The organism is uncultured Kluyvera sp. (assembly GCF_902485085.1).
In the GTDB taxonomy this organism is placed as follows: domain Bacteria; phylum Pseudomonadota; class Gammaproteobacteria; order Enterobacterales; family Enterobacteriaceae; genus Kluyvera; species Kluyvera ascorbata.
Genome location: NZ_CABTJS010000098.1, coordinates 1 through 3,451 on the forward strand (window position 1 = coordinate 1; position 3,451 = coordinate 3,451).

4 protein-coding genes are annotated in these 3,451 nt (G+C 45.3%); all 4 read left to right on the forward strand.

The features are described from left to right. Positions 1-194: 194 nt before the first annotated feature. The gene (locus tag RDN66_RS12035) at positions 195-944 is read left to right on the forward strand and encodes a DUF3944 domain-containing protein (RefSeq protein ID WP_123923322.1); all 750 of its coding nucleotides are present in this window, start codon (positions 195-197) and stop codon (positions 942-944) included. 102 nt (positions 945-1,046) lie between these two features. Continuing rightward, complete coding sequence (locus RDN66_RS12040; RefSeq protein ID WP_088765896.1) at positions 1,047-1,760, forward strand: YafY family protein; 714 nt, start codon at positions 1,047-1,049, stop codon at positions 1,758-1,760. A gap of 58 nt (positions 1,761-1,818) precedes the next feature. Further along, positions 1,819-2,130: a hypothetical protein gene (locus RDN66_RS12045; protein ID WP_000582609.1), complete on the forward strand. Its 312-nt coding sequence runs from the start codon at positions 1,819-1,821 to the stop codon at positions 2,128-2,130. A 70-nt stretch (positions 2,131-2,200) separates the two neighbouring features. After that, a partial coding sequence (locus tag RDN66_RS12050; RefSeq protein ID WP_308537873.1) for a DUF262 domain-containing protein occupies positions 2,201-3,451 on the forward strand: 1,251 nt, incomplete at its 3' end.

Here is a 3,451-nt window from a genome sequence, read left to right on the forward strand (position 1 = left end):
GCAGTGCGATGCCTTTGCGGATAAAGTGGAAAAGGAATGGCGCGGAAAGTAATCCCGACGCGTTATACCTCCATCCGGTGAACAGAAACCTGCTTTCGGGCAGGTTTTTTTTACTTTTTCTTGATCAGCCGGACACGTCCTGTCCGGGGGGAGTAATTAAACTGTCAGGTCCAATATCCGCTATGAGGTGAAATATGGCTACCTACCGACACGACCCTGACCTTGAGTTTCTGCGCCACTGCCATCGTGACGATCTGGATTTACTGGTTTCTGTGCTTATCTGCGATCCGAAAGACGGACTGGCACGCATCACGGAAACGCTGACTTACGATCCTCAGTATCAAATACACAAACCCAACCACCCGCGCTACTGGGATGCCATTGCCGCCGAGGTTCAGACGTTTGGGGCGAACAGCTTTGCCACGCTGCTCCGCTGGGGCAAAGGGGTGCTGTACCGGGAAATTCTTACCGATGCCTGCGATAAAATGAAGGTGAACTACAACAGCAAATCCAGTGTTGAAACCATTGAAATGAATCTGCTGATGAAGATTCTGGAGAAAAGTCTTGAGAAGATGACGCCCGACCAGCTAAAGACTGTGGCGGAAGAATTGCAGACAGGCTACAGCAATCCCACACCGGAGCTGCTGACCATGGCAATCCAGGCGGGGATAAAAACATCCGGGTTTGCGGCCTATCAGATGGCACTTGTTGTCACAAATGGTGTGGCGAAAGCCCTGTTAGGCAGAGGGCTGACCGTTGCAGGAAATGCCATGCTGACGCGTACCATGGGCGCTTTTGCCGGTCCCGTGGGCTGGGTGCTCAGTTCTCTCTGGCTGCTGATTGATTTAGCCGGTCCCGCATACCGGGTGACGCTACCATCCTGCATTTTTATTGCCTACATGCGCCAGAAGCATCTTTATTCACCTGAGAATACTGACGTTTAGCACTTACATTTAAGGTATTCAGACTTTAAAAAACTTCAGAGGGCGGACAAATCCTGTCCGCTACTGCTGGCATTATTTCCCGGCTAAATTCGGAAATGATGTATGACGCTGATAACACAAGAAAACGAACATGACAGACTGGCAACCCGCCTTTCCATCATCCTGAGCCGTTTGTTTCAGGGTGAAAAGCTGCATATCGGGACGCTGGCAGAAGAATTTGGAGTGACGACGCGAACGCTGCGACGGGATTTCAACGTCCGTCTGACGTACCTTGATATTGAACAGAGCAACGGCGTGTATCAGCTTGCTTCGCATTACTTTCGTCGCCGCACGGAACGGGATATGAAGATACTGGCGAGGTTGCTGCATCTTGACCGTCTGTTACCCGCGATGGATGCCAAACTGCTGAGCCTGATGCTTGACGGGGAACGTCCCTCGCCATACAGGATTATGCTACCGGAGCCGCGCCAGAAACCCACCCTTTTCGGTGATTTCAGCAGACTGACGCTCGCCATACTTAACCAGACCCAGGTGCGTATCAGAACCGACGAAAACGTCAGCCATACCGTTCATCCCTACCGTCTGCTTTGCAGCCATGCGGAGTGGTTTCTTGCCGGATGTACGTCATCGGGCGTGTTCGTTATTTCCCTGTCCCGAATCAGGCTGGTTGAGGTATTACCGGATACAACGTTTGAGATCGATAACACACTCATTTCGCTGATTGAACAGTCTGACTTTATGGAAGCCTTACCCCACATGAACATTATTCATCAGATAATGCATTACGGGAGAAAACAGACGAATAATCGTAATTAAAATCACAACATATTATTAGTGATGATTAAATCACATTAACATGATAAGTGAGAAAGTTATGATTATCGATAAAGAATACGCACTTGTAGATGCAACAGCAAGACTTAACACTGACCTGAGGGATTATGAACATGAAATAAACAACGCCGCCATTATAACATTTGGCAATGACCTCATTGAGGTAATCGTATATCAGTTCAGCTTTATCATCAGCATCAGGGCAGAGGGTGAAAAAATAAAGCACGGCCTTCTTGTTAACTTCGGTAAAAATATAGCAAGACAGGTTTCATCACTTTGTGCATCCGCAATGCGAGTCTACCCGAATGAAAAACACAAACCGAGCCGTCAGCTTTTCCATTGCATAAATTAGTTTGTGCAAAGACTGTACTACCGACACGCTTTAAATTAAAATAGGCCAGCTAATATAACATATGAGGTTTATGATGGCTGGCCAGTATGAAAAAGCAATAACGATAAAACAAGCGATAGATTCAATTAATTTACGCCACTATCTTCTGCCTGCAATTCAGAGGAAGTTCGTCTGGAGCAGCAGTCAGATATGTCTGCTGTTTGATTCCATCATGCGAGACTACCCGATAAACTCTTTCATGATGTGGGATATCCGTAGTGCCAGTATTAAAAACGATTACAAATTCTATGAATTCCTGAAAGAATACTGTCAGCGATTTAATGAAGAAAACCCCTGCGTAGCAACAAATGCTGGATTTCATGATTTCAAGGCGGTGATTGATGGTCAGCAGCGTCTCACATCTTTATATATTGGATTGTGTGGAACGTATGCGTATAAACAACCGCGGGTGTGGTGGCCTTCGGCACAGGATGATCGTATCCTGCCGCCCAGAAAGCTTTACGTCGATTTAACAGCGCCACTTAAGTCAGACGACGAGCTCATGATGAAGTACAACTTCAGATTTCTGACCGACAAGCAATATACTGATTCACTTACCGATAACAAGCATCACTGGTTCTGCCTTCACAAAATATTCAAATACGAGCAGTATGATTCCCCTGATGATATTTTATTTAACGTTGTCGTACCAGAGCTCGAAAAAAGAGATCTCATTTCCAGTGAGTTTTCCAGAAAAACTCTGCTGAGACTTTATACAAAAATAAGAACTGAGAACATCATCCACTACTTCAATGAGAGCAGTCAGGACATTGACCATGTGCTGGATGTTTTCATCCGCACGAACAGCGGGGGGACAAAACTTGAGTTCTCCGACTTACTGATGTCAATAGCTGTAGCGCACTGGCAGGGTGATTTCAGAAGAGAACTGGATGAACTAACTAAAAACATTTATCAGAATAATGAAATGGGTTTTTATATTGAAAGAGACTGGTTCTTAAAAACCAGCCTGATGCTTATTGACTCTGACGTCCGGTTCAAAGTAAAAAACTTCACTTCAGAGGAGGTCGGTAAGATACAACAACAATGGTCTGAAATAAAATCCTGTATCAAGGAGACCTTTATTCTTATCAGGCGATTCGGCATCAATCCACAGTCTTTGATATCTAAAAATGCAGTCATTCCTGTGGTCTACTGGCTTTACAAAAAGCAAACCAATGGACACCCATTATATACAACGATTAATCTCCTGAATAAAAACCACAATGAACGCTCAGTAATTAGCCAGTGGTTTTACATGGTACTTCTGAAAGGGATCTTTGGA

Coding starts and splice junctions, on each gene's coding strand:
- RDN66_RS12045 (WP_000582609.1), top strand. CDS start 1,819: ATGATTATCGATAAAGAATACGCACTTGTAGATGCAACAGCAAGACTT.
- RDN66_RS12035 (WP_123923322.1), top strand. CDS start 195: ATGGCTACCTACCGACACGACCCTGACCTTGAGTTTCTGCGCCACTGC.
- RDN66_RS12040 (WP_088765896.1), top strand. CDS start 1,047: ATGACGCTGATAACACAAGAAAACGAACATGACAGACTGGCAACCCGC.